Raw genomic sequence first — 15,860 nt, forward strand, 5'->3', positions numbered from 1 at the left:
AACCATTTACTGATTATCCCTTATATTTTTTAAGCAAGGCATTGGTATTCACTTGAAGAATTAAAGGTGCATCTTTTTTAATGACTGTTCTTTTATTTATTTCAGCAAGTTTAATTTGTGAATCAATATCAGTTATTTCCACTTTTGAAACAATAAATTTCTGAGAACTCAACTTATAATCAACGGAAATTTGGAATTCTTTGAGTTCTTCTAGTTTTATTTTTTCATTAAGATTTACCTCATAGATTCTGGTGCTTCCTCTTTCAAAATCATTGCCCAATCTGTCCAAGCAGTATTGCTTTTTGGATTTATTTGTAACTGAAATAAGATGAACATCGTAATCTGTACCTGCAGCGAATTCATCAGAGACTTTGACATAGACTTTGACTTTGGAAATACTGTAATTAAACTCACCGTCTTTAAACTTATTTAAATAATTTGTTGCCTTGTAATCTTCAGCGATTTTTATAAGATTGTTGTTTCCAAGTAAACAAAGTTTTCCCATATTTAAACATTGTCTAAAGACTTTGAAATTTTGTGATGCACAGTCTTTTGCTTTTCCAAAATTTCCCCATTCTTTATCAAAGTAGTCAGTTAATTTACTGCATTTTGTTTCAGTTCGTAAAGGTTTAAATAAATTGTATTCATTTAGAACTTTAGCAGGTTCTGTGAAAAAATTGAAAAGAACATTTCGAAGTTCTTTTTCACAGGCATCTAAGGTATTTGGCGGGGTCTTTTTTTCATTAAGAGATTTATATAAACCTTTTAATAGAGCTTTATAGAATGCTAATTCAACACCTTTTTCGACAAGATTAATAGGATTTAAAATTTCACCTGTTAAAATATCAAAGATTAAAGGTGCAGGACTATTTTTGTATTCGTATATGTAGATACAGAACTGTAATAATTTGATATAAATAGTATCAGTTTTAATTGTTTTGATTATACTGGAAATTTCTTTGAAATTAAAATCTTTTCCTTGAATACAATTTACTGCAAATTTTTGCCATTCATTCATCCATTGCGTAATTTTTGCCTGTAATTCCTGAGATTTTAATTTGTCTTTTTTGAGAGCATTAGAATACTCATTTACCATAAGCCTCAGAAACTCGATATCTTTATTTCTGTCAGGTCCTAAAATTTTATCAATTTTTTTCCAGGCTTCTGGTGTTCCAAAACATCTTTTTAAGAAATTAATTGGAATTTGAATTGTGAAATTTTGTTTAGCTACTTTCTTATCTAAATATGATTCTATTGTAATATGTTTTAAAATAACAGAAAGTGGATCTGAATAAGTTATTATTGTTGGAAAGTTTTTAATATCGAAAACTTCATTAAAGTTGGGGAAGTATCCACCTGCATATTTATTGATATAATAATGGCTGAACATGTCTCCGGCGTAATGTATTGAAAAACCTAAATAGAATGCAAAAGCCTGATTGTAGGATTCTCCTTGTGGCATAGTAGTCAGTTCGTTATACATCAATTCTAGAAATTTATTGGAATTCTTAGGATGAATATCCATTTGTCCAATAATCAAATCTGGAAAGAAATCTGGTCCTACTGCACCAGCTCGAAAATAGTCAGGATACATTTTAATGACTTCGCAAATTTTCTTAGGAACTGCATAATCAGTGTCGCCAATTGTAACATATCCATTTTTATTTATTTCATCCATTAATAGATTTGCCATGTAAATGTGTGCTCGTGATTTCATACGTTTATCCCCCTAATTATATTTAAATTGTTTTTTTAGTTTTCAAGAATGTTTTTTTCAAAGAAGTCTTTAAGATTTTTAGCTGAAGAAATTATACAAGTATTAAACTGGTTGCTATAATCTTTATAAGACTTTGCAGCTTTATCCTGACCATCCAGACTGAAAATTGCTATGATTTCTGGTGATACTGGCAAAAGCGCTGTACTTTGAACTTTATACCGGGCAGATTTTACTTTTACGGCTTGTTCAATCAAACGGGAATTCATTCCAGGCTTTTTGGAATGAAGCTGTGATGAAATTCCTTGTTTTTCATTTTTAGGAATTTTGTCGTTTAACAGGTGTGGCTTTGGATTTTTTACCATAGCAAATCTCCTTTAAAAATAAATTATTAGATTTTTTCAAATCTATTTAAAGTTTATAATAGATTTTGTAAGTTTTTCAAGAAACGAATCTTTGATTTTTAAAAAAAACAGACTTTAAAAAAGGGATTTTTAGAGGTGGCGGAAAACTCTGCAGGTGGTATAAGAGCTGCGCTCCAAGATTAGATTTCTGATATCGAAGCGCAGTACGGGAAATCTCATGCCCATCTACTTTTTTTCTTGCCCCTGACAAATAATAGACTTATACTTTAAAAGTATCATATTTTTATGGTAATAAAAAAGTTAGGAGACACCTCTATGACACCTTTATTTATTCTTTGCATGATTCTTATTGTTTTAGTTCTTTTGTTCTTTTTTGTTTCTTATAAGAAAGTTCCTAAGAACAGGATTGGAATTAGGGTTGGACCTTTTGGTTCAAGAACTGTAACAGGTAAAGCAATTTTTGTAGTTCCTTTTTTACAAAGAATTGATTATATGACACTTGAAAATATTCAGGTGGATTTTGTTTCTAAGGATTCGATTCCAACACAGGATGCAATCAATATTAAAGTTGATGCTGTTGCAAACATTGCAGTTTCGCAAGATCCTGAAACAATGAAAAAGGCTGCGGCTAAGTTTATCGGTTATACAACAGCAGATATTGCTACGGTTGTTACTCCTGTTCTTGAAGGAAATATCCGTGAAATTATTTCTCAGATAAAATTAAAAGATTTGATTCAGGGTGATAAGAAGGTTCTTTCTGAAAAGGTTGTTGAAAATGTTAAGCCAAATCTTTTTGATTTAGGACTTGAGCTTACAACCTTTAATATTCAGAACTTTAAGGATGATAATGGTGTAATCAATAATCTTGGTATTGAAAACACTGTTGCAATTTCAAAGGATGCAGCAAAAGCAAAGGCTGCAGCTGAAGCAGAAGTAAAAATTGCACAGGCACAGGCTGATAAAGAAGCTAATGAAGCTCGTGTTGCAGCAGAACTTGAGATTGCTCAGAAGCAGACAGACCTTGCCATTAAAAAGGCTTCTTTGCAGTTACAGGCTGATACAGAGGCAGCAAAGGCAGAAGCAGCTAAAGGAATTGAAACAGAAAATCAGCGTAAGGTTCTCGAAATTAAAGCAGCTGATGCTAATATTGCAAAGCAGGAAAAACAGATTGAAATTCAGGAGAAGGCTGTTTCAATTAAGGAAAAGGCTCTTGATGCTGAAGTAAAGAAAACTGCCGAGGCAGAAAAATTTGCAGCTCAGCAGAAGGCTGATGCAGAACTTTATTCACGTCAGAAAAAGGCCGAGGCCGAGGCTTTTGAAATTCAGCGTCAGGCAGAAGCAGAAGCCTTTACTCGACAGAAAAAAGCAGAAGCTGAGAAAATTGCTATGGAAAATGAGGCTGCCGGTAAAAAGGCTCTTGCAGAGGCAATTCAGGCACAGGGTGAAGCAGAAGCTGCTGCAGTAAAGGCAAAGCTTGTTGCAGAAGCAGACGGTATGCGTGAAAAGGCAGAAGCTCTTAAGGAATATGGTGATGCCGCTAAACAGCAGATGCAGCTGGATGCTCTTAAAGTTTATTTTGAACAGCTTCCAAAAATCGCTGAGGCTGCTGGTATGGCATATCAGAATGTTGATAAGATTTACATGTACGGCGGTGATTCATCAAAGTTGACTAAAGATATAATGACAAATGTAACACAGGTTTCTGAAAGTCTGGGTGAAACACTTGGAATTGATCTCAAATCTGTACTTGGAAAATTTGTAGAAGGAAAGCTGGAGAAATCAAAGAAAACGTCAAAAGACGGTGAATAAGAAAAAAAACGGACTGTTTCGGGGTTTTTAAGGGGCGGAGCCCCTTAGGAGAGGGGGTGGCGGAAAACGCCGGAGGCGGTTGGAGACAGGGGGAGACATCCCCCTTCATAAATCTTGAATTTGCAGAAATTCAAGATTCGGTCATTGACTTTTTTTTTGAATTTGTATATTCTTTCTAAACTATTGTAATTTTGTGTGGGAAAACTGTTTTATATAAGGAAGGATAAAGAAAATGTCTAGAATGTGTGATGTTTGCGGAAAAGGCGTTATGTCTGGTAATAAAGTAAGTAAATCTATGAACCATACTCGCAGAACATGGAGACCAAATCTCCACAGCATTAAGGCTGTTCTTCCTAACGGAACTGTAAGAACAATTAAGGTTTGCTCAAGCTGCCTTAGCAGTGGTTTCGTTCAGAAGAAGGTTCGTGTACCAAAGACAGAAGCTGCTCAGAACTAAGTTTAGTTTTAGTCGCATGAAAGCCCCGTTGGATGTCAGCGGGGTTTATTTTTTTTAAATATGGTTTTGATACAACCGATGCTGTCGCGGCGGTTACTCAGCCACTGTTGATATTGAAAGGCCGTCGTAGGCTGGGAGGATAGAGAGGGCGGTGGCGAGGCCCGGGAACTCGGCACGGTGTTCTTCTATGTATGCGGCGGTCTGGATATGAGACGAGTTGTGTGTAAGATGTGTAAACCAGATGTGGTCGCCGCCGATTTTTTCTGAGACTTCGAGAGCCTGCAGAAAACTGAAATGGGTGGAATGTTCTTTTATTCTAAGGCCATCGATTACAAGATGTACCAGACGGCCACCGTTTTCTAACCCGCATTCTTTGTGAATTAGTTCTATTGATTCATCACTTATATAATTACAGTCTGTGAGATAGGCTATTGAACGTGGCCCTTCCGGTGTGTTTTCTGTGAGCAGCCAGCCTGCGGTTTCAAGAGGGCCGTGCATCATTGGGACTGGTGTTATTTTTATTGTATCGAAAGTAAATGGCTTGGCGATTGGATTAAGGCTGATTTTTGCATGGCCGCCGCCAAAAGCTTTTTCGCTGAATAAATAATTGAAACGGTGCTTAATATCGCTGGCGGTGCCTTCATTTGTGTAAAACGGGATAGGCGGCCTGTCGTATTTTTTATTCTGAGGATTATCCGGTTTATTGGACATTATGCAGGAAAAGTTTCTAAGATCGTCTATTCCATGCAGGTGGTCGGCGTGGCTGTGTGTTAATAAAACTGCATCTATCTGGCGGATGTTTTCGCGCAGGGCCTGAGTACGGAAATCTGGTCCTACATCTATAAGAATATATTTATGTGAATTATCTTTTGAATCTATTTGAATATATGCTGAACTGCGGGTTCTTTTGTCTTTTGAATCTGAGGATTTACATACTGCACAATCGCAGGCTATTACGGGAACTCCGTGGCTAGTTCCTGTTCCTAAAAACGTTAATTTCATAAAATTGATTATATCAAATTGCGGTACTAATTTACAGTTTCTTTGTTTTAGATTAAAATAGGTTTGTGGATTTTAGAACTAACAATATTATAGAAGAATATTTAACACAGCAGCTTGATATTTTTACTGTTGATGATTTTTTCAGGTATTTGAAATCCAAAGGTACTAAAATCACAAAAGCCGATGCCAGAGATATTCTGCAGGTTTCGGAATATGCCTTTTCTCTTGTAAATAATGAATATGTAACTAAAGCTGGAGTTTTTACTGGACGCTGGTTCAGCTTTAAGCCAAGTCGTGAGGAAGTTGAAAAAGGTTATATTCTGATTGGTCATCGCTGTATTCCTTTTGTAAATCCTGAACTTCCACCTGATGCTATAAGTATCATGTCTTGCGGAAAGAATATTGAAAGTGAAGCTCATACTTTTTCTATGAATCTTGCAATGGATACTTTTGCTCTTTATGGAGAAGGGTATATTCTTCCTTATATCTTTAATGATAAAAACAACACTTCTATTCCGCTGAGTTCTGTTCAATACTCTATGCCTCAGGAAATTTGTTTAACCTGCTGGCCGTTAAAAGAGATAAACGGCGGCCAGGATTTTAAGTATGGTGACAGAATCCTTTGCCGTGCTATTAACTGGTGTGATGGCGTTGTTGAAATGAATGTTCAGTCCAGCTGTCTTTCTGAATATGTGATTTCTGATGAGGCTGTTCAGCGGGAAGAATGGTATACTCATTTTGAAAATGGGCTTCTTGAAAGTTTTGATAAGCACGGACCGGCTTCTTCTATTGAAGAACAGCTTTCATATCTGTTCCTGGAAAATCAGGAGGAGCTTTGTATCCGCTGCTGCGGTTCAACTGAAGAGTTTTTAGCTCATACTACTAAAATTGGTTTTGAGCCTTATGGTGTTGAAACGAGAATCTGGCGAAAAGGTGAATCTGTTCCTTATATTGGTAAGTGGAATGGGCTTGGAATTGACCGAGGTACTTTACTTTCGGATATGGCTCTTACGCTTACTCCGCGTGTAATTGATGCTATTCTGGAAGACAGGATTTACGACAGCAGAAATAAAAAGTCTAAAAGTGACCAGGATGAATCGGAAAGTTTTGATGATGTGCTTCAAAAGATTTTCCCTAATATGGCTATGATTTCTTCTGCTGAGCGACGAATTGTATTATTGAATATAGAAAAGCGTAATGATATACTTGAAAAGATGTATAATCAGTTTTCTGATTATCCGATTGCACAGCTGCGAAAACGAATTCTTGCGCTTTTTACAAATGTAAGTAAACTGTTCTGTGAGATTGGTGGTTCAGGTGTTGCTGCAGATAATTTTCCTCAGCAGGAACTGGTTATTCTTTCTCAGCTTTACAGTCATGTAGTCAGGCTTCTGGAAGAAGTTGAAAATGTTTATATGAGACCGCATTTTCCAACTGATGATGTTTCTCTTTCTCTGGATGGAATGGAAGAAACTTTTGAAGAAATAAGCGGTATTCTTTTTTCAGCTTTGGAGAGCAACAGGTTTAAGGGCTTTGAAATAGTAAAAACGGAATAAAAAATTAGGGAGAAATATATGGATACTGAAGTTGAAGTTGATTTGGCACAGTTGATTCACAGAGGCGGTGTTTTCAAGAATGTAGAAGGAAGCACTCCTCAGGAGATTTATGCCAAGGTTTGTAAGATGATTGATCTTCCAGCTGGAATGACTTCTGAGACTGTTTACAATGCTCTTTGTGCTCGTGAAGAGGTTTTGAGTACTGCTGTAGGAAATGGAATTGCTCTTCCTCATGCTCGTTCACCAATTATGCGAAATGAGGCAGAACAGCGTATTTGTGTTGTTTATCTTAAAAATCCTATTGATATGAAAGCACCTGATGAGCGTGAAGTATTTGTAATGTTCATCCTGCTTGCTCACAATTCGCAGATTCATCTTAAGGTTCTTTCTTCTTTGGCTGCTCTTTTCAGAGATTCTAAATTTAAGAAGGCTCTTGAACTTCGTTCTGATGAAGCTGTGCTTTCTTCTATAATCAAAGAATTGGATCAATAAAACTAGCCTTTATTTAATTAAAGGCTGATTTTTATATCGTTAAGTAAAACGTTTAATATTTTGAAAAAATATATTAGGAGTATCAAATTATGAACAAAAAAGGTGTTGAGGCAGTTGCACTTTCAATCCGCAGCTTGTCTATGGACGCAATTCAGAAGGCAAATTCAGGTCACCCTGGACTTCCACTTGGAGCAGCAGAAGCAGCTGCTGTTTTGTACGGTGAAGTAATGAAGCACAATCCTGCAAATTCAAAATGGGCAGACAGAGACCGTTTTGTACTTTCTGCAGGTCACGGTTCTATGCTTCTTTACAGTATCCTTCATCTTGCCGGATACAAAGTAAGCCTGGACGATATTAAGAACTTCCGCCAGGTTGGTTCTAAGTGTCCTGGTCACCCGGAATATGGTGATACAGATGGTGTTGAATGTACTGGGGGTCCACTCGGACAGGGCGTTTCAATGGCTGTTGGTATGGCTATTGCAGAACAGATGCTCGCTGCAAAATTCAACACAAAGGGTCACAAGATTGTTGACCACTACACATACTCTCTCGTAGGAGAAGGATGTCTTCAGGAAGGTGTTGCTTCTGAAGCTTGTTCTCTCGCTGGTAATCTTAAACTTGGTAAACTTATCGTATTCTACGATCAGAATAAGATTTCTATTGATGGTAATACAGATATTACTTTCACAGATAATATTGCAGCCCGCTACAAGGCTTATGGCTGGCAGGTTCTTAAAGGAAGCATGTATGATGTTGAAGGCATCGTAGAGCTCGTAAAAGAAGCTAAGAAATGCAAGGATCAGCCAACTTTGATTATGCTCAAGTCTGTAATCGGTAAAGGTGCTCCAAAGCAGGGAACTGCTGATGTACACGGTGCTCCACTTGGTGCAGAAGGTATTGTTGCTGCAAAGAAGAAGCTTGGACTTCCTGTTGATCAGGACTTCTATGTAGTTCCTGAAGCTTACAAATATTTCGAAAGCAAGAAGGCTGCATTTGCTAAGGCAGAAGCAGACTGGAATGCTGATTTCGCTGCATGGGCAAAAGAAAATCCTGAACTCAAGAAGCTTTGGGATGCTTACCATTCAGATGCTGTAACTGATGACACTGTAAAAGATGTTGCTTACAAAGTAGGCGATGCTTGTGCTACACGTGATGCTTCTGGAAAGGCTTTGAACGTAATTGCTGCACGTTATGCTAACCTTGTTGGTGGTTCTGCTGACCTTATGGGACCAAACAAGACTGCATTCAAGGCAACTGATAACGGAACATTCAGCCCAGAAAACCGCGCTGGACGTACAATTGAGTACGGTATCCGTGAGTTTGCAATGTCTGCTGTTTGTGCAGGTATTTCTCTCCACGGTGGTCTCCGCCCATTCTGTGCTACATTCCTTGTATTCGCAGATTACCTCCGTCCATCTCTCCGTGTTGTTTCTTTGATGAAGCAGCCAGTTATCTACGTATTCACACACGATTCTATCTACGTAGGTGAAGATGGTCCAACTCACCAGCCAATTGAAACTATGACTTCTCTCCGTGCTATTCCTGGTGTTCAGGCTATCCGTCCAGGTGACCCTGAAGAATCTATGGAAGCTTGGAAGATTGCTTATGCTTCTAAGGATCATCCAGTTTGTATGGCATTCACACGCCAGGCACTCGCTGTTTACGAAAAGGATGACAAGTCTTGGAAGAAGAACATGGCAGCAAACGGTGCATACATCGTAAAAGAAGGTGCTGCAAAGCCTGATATCACAATTCTTGCAAGCGGTTCAGAAGTTAATATGGCTCTTCAGGCTGCTGAAATGGTACCTGAGAAGAAGATTCGTATTGTTTCTGTTCCAGATCTTAAGAAGTTTGAAAATCTTCCTAAAGCTAAGCAGGATGCAATCATTGGTGAAACAAAGCGTGTTGTATGTACAGAAGCCGGCATTTCTATGGAATGGCTCCAGTTCACTTCAAAAGAGAACTGCTTCTGTATCGACACATTCGGTACATCAGGTCCTGCAAACAAGGTAGCAGAATACCTCGGCTTTACAGCTAAGAATCTTGCTAAGTTGCTTAAGAAATAACGTAATGCTGAACTTGTTTCAGTATCTATAAAAAAACGCCTGTGGTTTTTAATGACTGCGGGCGTTTTTTTATTAGATAAGTTTAAGAAAACTCTTAGGAAATATAAGGATTGTTTTCATTTATTTTTATTTGTTTTGGATTATAATTAGCGTATGAAGTTTTTCTTAAAGAAAAACATTTTCTTTTATTTTCTGATTTTTGGATTTTCTCTTTTATATGCACAGGGGATTCCCTCTGGTGATTCTGGCAGATTTCCTCCTCCGCCACAGTTTCCAAAAGATCCGGACAATATAATCAAGTATAGAGGAAACAGAACATATTCAGAAAGTCTTCCTTTGAAAATCATTCAGACTAAATGTTCGAAAAAAGAAGGGAATCTGGTTTTCATTGAGATAATTTTTAATCAGAGTATAAATCCCCGTTCTATAAAACCTGATTCAATTCTTATTAATAATACACCGCTTCCACCTTTTGTCAGATTTTTATTTAATAAAAAGGGAACTTCAGTAAAAATGCTGGTTCCTTTAACTATCAATTCATTCAAAATGCGAATTTGCAATATACGTTCTTTCAATAATACATTTATTGAGCCGGTAGAACTTTTAATTGAAGTAGAGAGGTAAAGATGAAAATACTTATTGTAGAAGATGATGCTGGTATTTCGGATTTCATAATTCCAGAACTTGAACATGAGGGGTATACAACCTGTCTTGCAGTTACTGGACGTGAGGCTTTGTCTAAATTTGAAGAAGAAAAACCGGATTTAATTCTGCTGGACATTATGCTTCCTGAATTAAATGGACTTGAAGTGCTGCGACGGATTCGTGCGGTTTCTACTGTACCTGTAATTCTTGAAACTGCCCGCGGAGAAACTATTGATAAAATTAACGGTTTGAATCTTGGAGCTGATGATTATATTCCAAAGCCTTTTGAGATTGAAGAACTTCTTGCCCGTATAAATGCGTTGTTCCGTCGTGTAAATTATTCAAAGCCACAGGAAGTACTGTCATCAATCAAAAATCTTACTTTGAATGTTGACCGAATGAGTTTTTCAATTGATTCAAATGAAGTTCAGCTTTCTAAAACTGAATTTTTATTTCTTAAATTGCTTATTGAAAACCAGGGAAAAGTTTTTTCGCGACAGCAGATTATTGATGAAATCTGGGGTGTTGGACACTTTATTGATGAGAACACGGTTGATGTTTATGTTGGATATCTGCGTTCGAAGATTTCTCAATATACAAAGGATGAATATATAAGAACTGTGCGTGGTGCCGGTTATATGATGGGTTAAGAAAAATGAAGAAATCTTTTGCAGTACAGCTTTCTCTCCGCTTTATGTTTATTCTTACCTTTGCTGTTATTCTGCTTTCACTTTCTTTTTTGTATATTCTCCGCTCGTTTGTTCAGGCATCTCAGACTGCAGAAATGAAAAAAGCCTGCCTGGACTTGTATGAAAATGAATTCAATATGGACGCATTTCCGTATTATCTTTCCTTTATTGCATATGACATTGAATCAGAAGAAATTATAGCAACTAATGATCCTTTTTTGCCTTTGCTTAAAGATACTGAAGGAAAAGCTGTACATCATTTTGAAAAAGATTTTTTTTATGATGGAGACCTTGATGTTCTTTATTATGGAGAAACATACAGACTTGCAGGAAGAGATATTGTAATTGCGGTTTCTGAAAATATTGAAAATGATTCGTTTTCAAAGATTTTTCCGCAGCTTCCGTCTTCCCTTCTGCTGATGTCTCTGCCTGTTTTATTGCTTTCGTTTCTTTTTTCCCTTTTTCTGACTAAGCATACTATAAAACCTGTTGTAAAAATTACCCGTACTGCCCGTTCAATGACGATTGATAATCTTGACGGGCAGCTTCCTCTTACCGGGCAGGGGGATGAAATAGATGAGCTTTCTGTTGCTTTTAATGATTTATTCTTGAGGATAAAAGCTGATTTTGACAGAGAGCGTCAGTTTTCAAGTGATGTTTCCCACGAACTAAATACTCCTCTTACTGTTATTTCCGGGCAGGCAAATCTTCTGCTTCGCTGGGGAAAAGAAAATCCTGAACAGCTGGAAAAATCTTTGAATGCAATCAAAGATGAAGCAAAATCAATGCATGTAATTATTGAAAATCTGCTGCAGATTTCGCGGATTGAAAGCAGACGGATTAAGCCGCAGCTTTGTGAAGTTGATATTTGTGAATTGTTCCAGCGTGTAAAAGGAGAATTTGCTTCTGTATATCCTGAGGCAAGTTTTGAGATATTCTCTGATTCGGAAGGGGATGTGCTTTTTGAAACAGATCCGGAAATGCTGCATCAGATTCTTACAGTATTTGTTTCGAACAGTATGAAATTTGCGGGGGATAAATGTAATGTCCGCCTCGGCTTTGAAAGGACCGCAGACGGACAGATTATCATCACGGAAAGTGATGATGGTCCTGGAATTTCAGAAGAAGCACTTCCTCATGTTTTTGAACGCTTTTATCGTGCCGATGAGGCTCATACAAGAAGTGCCGGTGGTTCTGGTTTAGGCCTTGCAATTGCGAAAACGCTCGCAGAAGCTCTGGGGGCCGGTATTTCGGCTGGAACCGCAGAGCCTCATGGAGCGCTTTTCACATTGACCCTGAAACAGGTTCAGGGTGATAGTGATTAATTATACTTTCCTGCCTGTGCATTCCACATTTCGGCGTATTTGCCGTTTTTAGAAAGGAGCTCTGTGTGTGTGCCCTCTTCTATAATGCGGCCGCGTTCAAGCATGATGATGCGGTCTGCGTCGCGGGTTGTAGAAAGACGATGCGAAATATAGAACACGGTTTTTCCTTTTGCCGCGGTTTCCATTGCCTTATTCAGTTCGTACTCGGCGATAGGGTCGAGGGCACTGGATGGCTCGTCCATAATTAAGATGTCGGCGTTCTTGTAGAAGGCGCGGGAAATAGCCACCTTCTGACTTTCACCACCAGAAAAATCAACACCCTTTTTATCAAATTCTGTTGTTACCTGAGTAAAGAGACGGTCTGGCAGATGATTGAGTTTGTGTTCAAAACCTGCAGATGTTAAGGCTTGAGTAATAACAGGAGATTTTTCTTCAATCTCTTCTTTTGTCATATTATCCATAACAACGTTTTCTGCAAGGTTTGCACCGAACATCTGATAATCCTGGAAAACAACACCAATTCGTTTGTGATATTCGCGCGGACAAAGAGTTGCGACATTTTTGTCGTGATAAGTGATTGTACCGCTTGTCGGATCATAAAGACGCATCAGCAGTTTGATGAGTGTTGTTTTTCCAGCTCCGTTATAACCTACGATGGCAATATGCTCGCCTGGTTTTACGGTGAGGGAAATATCATCAAGAACAGTACGGCCTGTTTCTGAGTACTTGAAGGTAACATGGCTCAAAGAAAGTTCTCCGGCTCCTTCCGGAACAGCGTTACCAACATCATCCTTAAGGCGAGGTTCGTAAGCCAGGAATGAACGAATTTTATCTATGAACATACTGTTTTCGTGTGCTTTAGGACCGAGATCCGCAAATTTTCCCATACTACCACGCAAACTTCCGGTGCGGTTGAAAAGGATTACAGCATCACTGTAATTTACAGTATGAAGAACAGCTGCCTTATAAACAAGGTAGGTAATGTAGAGACCATCAATCAAAAAGTCTCCAACTCCATAATCCTTTAAGAACTGGAACCAGATTCGTTTGCCGGCAACCTTTTTGTGCTCTTTAATTATTTCATCATCTGCTTCGGCAAATTCCTGTTCGAGCTGTTTTCCTGCATTCGGATGAAGACGGAGTTCTTTTGCAAAATCCTTAAGATAGAAAACACGGCTTACATAATCGCGTTTACGAATATGAGGATTTACGGCAACACGGTTTTCGTAGTTTACCTTATTCAAACTCTTTGAAACAAAGAAGCGCAGAATAAATGAAGCAAAAACAAAAACTACACCAATAGGATCGAGTACAAGGAAGAAGATTCCTGTTGTAAATAGTGTTGTAAGTGCCTGAACTGTCATATTCAAAAGATCAAGGAAGCGATCTATTGCATTTTCTGATTCCGAAACGCTTAGAACAAAGTCGTTGTAGTAGGCCGGATCATCGTAACAGTAGAGGTCAATCTCAGAAGCCTTCTTGAACATCTGCTCTTTAAGGGCGCGGTAGAGGCGCGGCCTGCACTTAAACTTCCAGCTGTAGCAGTAAAAGCCGTCCGGAATAATCTGAATCATATTGATGAGAAGGATAATTCCAATGTACAAAAGTGCCTTTGTAAACGGCTCATGGAATTCTGCACAGCGCAGAACGTAACGGATGCCAAGCACATGTTCAAGGAAAATCATTCCCTGATAGCGGAAAGCGTCGTAAAGGTGATAAATCATAAAGCCCGGACAGGTCTTAAAACAGAGCTTCCATAGGAAGACCTGGTTTTTCCAGACAGAACTTCGGGACTTATTTTTTTGAACGTTTTCTGACTCTTTAAACTCTGGTCCGTATATATGTGGTCTTAATTTCTTACTCATGCCCAGATACCCTCCGTTTGTTTAGTTTTGTCGGCAAGATAGTTTTCGGCCTGTTTCTGATACATATCTGCATAAAGGCCCTGCTTGTCCATAAGTTCGCGGTGAGTTCCTTCTTCAAGAACCTGACCGTTTTCCAGAAGGAATACATGGTCTGCATTCTGAACCGAAGAAAGCCGGTGAGAAATAAACAGAAGCATGTTTTCCTTGCAGGCTTTTAAGATATTGTCGAAAAGCTTATATTCTGCAATCGGGTCAAGCGCGCTTGAAGGTTCATCAAAAACCTTAATAGGACAGCGTCTTGCAAAGGCACGTGAAACAACGATTTTCTGGAATTCACCACCAGAAAGAACTGCACCTTCATCATCAAACTCACGGGTGAGGGTAGTATTGATTCCCTTAGGAAGACTCATAACTTTTTCATAAACACCTGAAAGCTGAAGTGACTCGTTTACGATTTTTCCACGTTCTTCTGCGGCAATGTCTTCACCGAGTGTTACATTGTCTGCAACACTCATAGAGAACATTCTGTTGTCCTGGAAGGCTGTCGCAAAAAGAGCGCGGTATTTTTGAAGATTGAATTCCTTTATGTTACGGCCGTTCAAAAGGATTTCGCCTTCTGTTGGATCATAAAAACGGAGAAGTAATTTTATGATTGTAGATTTACCGGCTCCGTTATGGCCTACAAGTGCATAGGTTTTTGTTCCTTCAAACTTCATGTTGAGATTTTTAAGAACCGGAATATCCTTATATCCAAAACCAACATTTCTGAATTCAATTGATTCTATTTTAGTTCCAGGATCTGCTCCATCATAATCTTCCGGGATCTTTTCTTCGTATTCCAGAAATGATTTGAGGTAATCAACAAAAAGTCCGTTTTTAAGACTGGCTGTTACTGAATCTGTAAAGCCAATCAGAATCCAGGTTGTTGAAACCATCATGCTTGTAATTACGGCGAGCTGTGCAAGAGACATTGTTTCCTTTACCAGAGTTTTGTAGGCTCCATAAATCAAAAGACCTTCAAAAATAAAAGAGAAGGTAAACATAACCCAGAACCAGTGAAAGCATACAGATTTGTTGATGTATTTTTTACAAACATCTGCAACTCCTGTAATGGCTTCTGTATACTGACGCTTAAGAAGATTGAAGATTTTTGTAAGGCGGATTTCCTTTGCATAATCTTTAAGATACATAACACGGTTGATGTAATCTATGCGGCGGTTATGAGGAGCCATGTCTGTCTGTCTCTTATATTCAAGGTGGTTTATCAGGCGGCGGAAGTAGAAGTTACCGATTATTGGAAAGAGGATAAAAGCAACTGAAAGCTTATCTACCTGGAACATAAAAATAAAGGCAAAAATACTGGCAAAGAAACCGAACAGAACTCCGAACAGCTGATCTACAGTGTCGTAAAGCCGGGTGTCTGCGTTTTTCATTGCAAGCGTATATTTGTCATAGAACTCTGAGTTCTCAAAACATTCAAGTTCAACATTACGTGATTTCTTAAACAGTTTCTGATAAAGCTGCTTATTCAATGAAGTGTTTGCTAATGGTGCAACATATCCCTGGATAAAACTGTTGTAGAGAGCCATCGTTGCAAAAACAGCAACTGTGATTCCAATGAAAATCATAATTGATTTAAAGGTCTCACCAGACTGGAGTGCATTGATAACGTATCTCATAAAGAATGCACTGTAAAACAGCCAGCCGAAATAAGACAGAAGTCTTGCAATCGCCATGTGAATTACAGGCCCGGGACACATTTGCCAGACGAGGCGCAGTGCATAAAAATTATTCCGCACTGCGTTGATTCTTGATTTAGACTTTTTTTCTTTCATAGTTTTCTCCCAAAAAGAATGTTGTAATTGTACAGTATGT

At 38.3% G+C, this 15,860-nt stretch carries 13 protein-coding genes; 8 read left to right on the forward strand and 5 right to left on the reverse strand.

Annotated elements, in window-relative coordinates; genetic code table 11:
- Positions 1 to 13: 13 nt before the first annotated feature.
- Positions 14 to 1,717 (reverse strand): zinc dependent phospholipase C family protein, encoded by a 1,704-nt coding sequence (locus tag AABJ44_RS02725; RefSeq protein ID WP_338370337.1) that lies wholly within the window; start codon positions 1,715 to 1,717, stop codon positions 14 to 16.
- Between the two features lie 35 nt (positions 1,718 to 1,752).
- Positions 1,753 to 2,079 carry a hypothetical protein gene (locus tag AABJ44_RS02730; RefSeq protein WP_338370338.1) on the reverse strand — a complete coding sequence of 109 codons (327 nt, stop codon included), beginning with the start codon at positions 2,077 to 2,079 and terminating at the stop codon, positions 1,753 to 1,755.
- 315 nt (positions 2,080 to 2,394) lie between these two features.
- Here AABJ44_RS02730 and AABJ44_RS02735 point away from each other — a divergent pair, with 315 nt between their 5' ends.
- Positions 2,395 to 3,888: a flotillin family protein gene (locus AABJ44_RS02735; protein ID WP_074641190.1), complete on the forward strand. Its 1,494-nt coding sequence runs from the start codon at positions 2,395 to 2,397 to the stop codon at positions 3,886 to 3,888.
- Positions 3,889 to 4,120: 232 nt separating this feature from the next.
- On the forward strand, positions 4,121 to 4,345 hold the full coding sequence (gene rpmB / locus AABJ44_RS02740) for a 50S ribosomal protein L28 (RefSeq protein ID WP_074641188.1): 225 nt from the start codon (positions 4,121 to 4,123) through the stop codon (positions 4,343 to 4,345).
- Positions 4,346 to 4,438: 93 nt separating this feature from the next.
- Here rpmB and AABJ44_RS02745 read toward each other — a convergent pair whose 3' ends face one another.
- Complete coding sequence (locus tag AABJ44_RS02745) at positions 4,439 to 5,347, reverse strand: MBL fold metallo-hydrolase (protein WP_338370339.1); 909 nt, start codon at positions 5,345 to 5,347, stop codon at positions 4,439 to 4,441.
- Positions 5,348 to 5,412: 65 nt separating this feature from the next.
- On the opposite strand from AABJ44_RS02745, the gene AABJ44_RS02750 reads away from it, so the two are divergent.
- The 6 genes from AABJ44_RS02750 to AABJ44_RS02775 all read left to right on the forward strand — a co-directional run bounded on the left by AABJ44_RS02750 (position 5,413) and on the right by AABJ44_RS02775 (position 12,120).
- Positions 5,413 to 6,903 carry a hypothetical protein gene (locus tag AABJ44_RS02750; RefSeq protein ID WP_338370340.1) on the forward strand — a complete coding sequence of 497 codons (1,491 nt, stop codon included), beginning with the start codon at positions 5,413 to 5,415 and terminating at the stop codon, positions 6,901 to 6,903.
- An 18-nt stretch (positions 6,904 to 6,921) separates the two neighbouring features.
- Complete coding sequence (locus AABJ44_RS02755) at positions 6,922 to 7,395, forward strand: PTS sugar transporter subunit IIA (RefSeq protein ID WP_074641181.1); 474 nt, start codon at positions 6,922 to 6,924, stop codon at positions 7,393 to 7,395.
- Positions 7,396 to 7,484: 89 nt separating this feature from the next.
- Positions 7,485 to 9,461: a transketolase gene (gene tkt / locus AABJ44_RS02760; protein ID WP_338370341.1), complete on the forward strand. Its 1,977-nt coding sequence runs from the start codon at positions 7,485 to 7,487 to the stop codon at positions 9,459 to 9,461.
- 153 nt (positions 9,462 to 9,614) lie between these two features.
- Positions 9,615 to 10,085: a hypothetical protein gene (locus AABJ44_RS02765; protein WP_338370342.1), complete on the forward strand. Its 471-nt coding sequence runs from the start codon at positions 9,615 to 9,617 to the stop codon at positions 10,083 to 10,085.
- A 2-nt stretch (positions 10,086 to 10,087) separates the two neighbouring features.
- Entirely contained in the window at positions 10,088 to 10,756 is a 669-nt protein-coding gene (locus tag AABJ44_RS02770) for a response regulator transcription factor (RefSeq protein ID WP_338370343.1), read from the forward strand.
- 5 nt (positions 10,757 to 10,761) lie between these two features.
- On the forward strand, positions 10,762 to 12,120 hold the full coding sequence (locus AABJ44_RS02775; protein WP_338370344.1) for a HAMP domain-containing sensor histidine kinase: 1,359 nt from the start codon (positions 10,762 to 10,764) through the stop codon (positions 12,118 to 12,120).
- Here AABJ44_RS02775 and AABJ44_RS02780 read toward each other — a convergent pair.
- Together AABJ44_RS02780 and AABJ44_RS02785 are read right to left on the reverse strand one after the other, a co-directional pair.
- Positions 12,117 to 13,985 (reverse strand): ABC transporter ATP-binding protein, encoded by a 1,869-nt coding sequence (locus AABJ44_RS02780; RefSeq protein WP_338370345.1) that lies wholly within the window; start codon positions 13,983 to 13,985, stop codon positions 12,117 to 12,119. The two genes, AABJ44_RS02775 and AABJ44_RS02780, sit on opposite strands and share 4 nt — an antisense overlap.
- Positions 13,982 to 15,820 (reverse strand): ABC transporter ATP-binding protein, encoded by a 1,839-nt coding sequence (locus AABJ44_RS02785; protein ID WP_338370346.1) that lies wholly within the window; start codon positions 15,818 to 15,820, stop codon positions 13,982 to 13,984. The genes AABJ44_RS02780 and AABJ44_RS02785 overlap by 4 nt, the downstream gene beginning before the upstream one ends.
- Positions 15,821 to 15,860 lie beyond the last annotated feature (40 nt).

The sequence above is a fragment of the Treponema bryantii genome, from assembly GCF_036492245.1.
Lineage (GTDB): Bacteria > Spirochaetota > Spirochaetia > Treponematales > Treponemataceae > Treponema_D > Treponema_D bryantii_C.

Excerpts from the sequence above, each read along its gene's own strand:
- AABJ44_RS02780 (WP_338370345.1), bottom strand. The coding sequence starts at position 13,985 with ATGAGTAAGAAATTAAGACCACATATATACGGACCAGAGTTTAAAGAG.
- AABJ44_RS02765 (WP_338370342.1), top strand. The coding sequence starts at position 9,615 with ATGAAGTTTTTCTTAAAGAAAAACATTTTCTTTTATTTTCTGATTTTT.
- AABJ44_RS02745 (WP_338370339.1), bottom strand. The coding sequence starts at position 5,347 with ATGAAATTAACGTTTTTAGGAACAGGAACTAGCCACGGAGTTCCCGTA.
- AABJ44_RS02775 (WP_338370344.1), top strand. The coding sequence starts at position 10,762 with ATGAAGAAATCTTTTGCAGTACAGCTTTCTCTCCGCTTTATGTTTATT.
- rpmB (WP_074641188.1), top strand. The coding sequence starts at position 4,121 with ATGTCTAGAATGTGTGATGTTTGCGGAAAAGGCGTTATGTCTGGTAAT.
- AABJ44_RS02735 (WP_074641190.1), top strand. The coding sequence starts at position 2,395 with ATGACACCTTTATTTATTCTTTGCATGATTCTTATTGTTTTAGTTCTT.
- AABJ44_RS02725 (WP_338370337.1), bottom strand. The coding sequence starts at position 1,717 with ATGAAATCACGAGCACACATTTACATGGCAAATCTATTAATGGATGAA.
- AABJ44_RS02755 (WP_074641181.1), top strand. The coding sequence starts at position 6,922 with ATGGATACTGAAGTTGAAGTTGATTTGGCACAGTTGATTCACAGAGGC.
- AABJ44_RS02770 (WP_338370343.1), top strand. The coding sequence starts at position 10,088 with ATGAAAATACTTATTGTAGAAGATGATGCTGGTATTTCGGATTTCATA.
- AABJ44_RS02785 (WP_338370346.1), bottom strand. The coding sequence starts at position 15,820 with ATGAAAGAAAAAAAGTCTAAATCAAGAATCAACGCAGTGCGGAATAAT.
- tkt (WP_338370341.1), top strand. The coding sequence starts at position 7,485 with ATGAACAAAAAAGGTGTTGAGGCAGTTGCACTTTCAATCCGCAGCTTG.
- AABJ44_RS02730 (WP_338370338.1), bottom strand. The coding sequence starts at position 2,079 with ATGGTAAAAAATCCAAAGCCACACCTGTTAAACGACAAAATTCCTAAA.